This is a genomic window from Nocardia sp. 852002-20019_SCH5090214 (assembly GCF_001665865.1).
Lineage (GTDB): Bacteria > Actinomycetota > Actinomycetes > Mycobacteriales > Mycobacteriaceae > Nocardia > Nocardia nova.
On record NZ_LZMK01000246.1, the window covers coordinates 1 to 604 of the forward strand.

A 604-nucleotide genomic window follows, 5' to 3' on the forward strand; every position below is an offset into this window, starting at 1 on the left:
TCGATGGCCACCGACGCCGGTGTGGTGATCGGCTCGGCGATCGCGTACCGGCACGCCTTCGACGGGCACCGGTAGACGTACTGGCCGTGACGCACGCCGTAGCGGCCCATCTGCGTGCCGGGCTTCTTCCACGACTGGATCGCGTCCACGACCTGCTCGCAGCTCGGGCACCATGCCTTCGGGCGCAGCCACTTGTCCCAATCCGGCCGCCGCCCCAACGATTTCAGCCAATACGCGATGTAGAGCCGGTCGCGGGACTGCGGCACCGGCAGGCAGGTGCGCGGCAGCACGTGCGCGGAATTCAGGGCGATGACCCGGGTCTCGTAACCGAGGTCCTGGATCTCGCGCAGCCACCGATGCCGGTCGTCCCACTTCCAGCACTGCACGACGTTTTCCATCACCCCGGCCAGCACCGGCTTGCCGCGCGCGGCCATCGCACGCAGATACCGGGGAATCTGCTCGACCAGCGCCCGGCTGCGCCCGGACGCCGGATCCTCGACGATGCCGAGTTCCTCGTCGAACCGGTACTGGTTGCTCTGGTCGAAGTAGCGTTTCTGTCCCTTCGCGTCCGTCCATTCCGGGCACGCCGGGCTCGCCCAGAACG

General features: G+C 68.2%; 1 pseudogene. It reads right to left on the reverse strand.

The features are described 5' to 3' along the window. A pseudogene (locus A5780_RS41100) lies at positions 1–604 on the reverse strand (DNA cytosine methyltransferase); the annotation flags it as partial.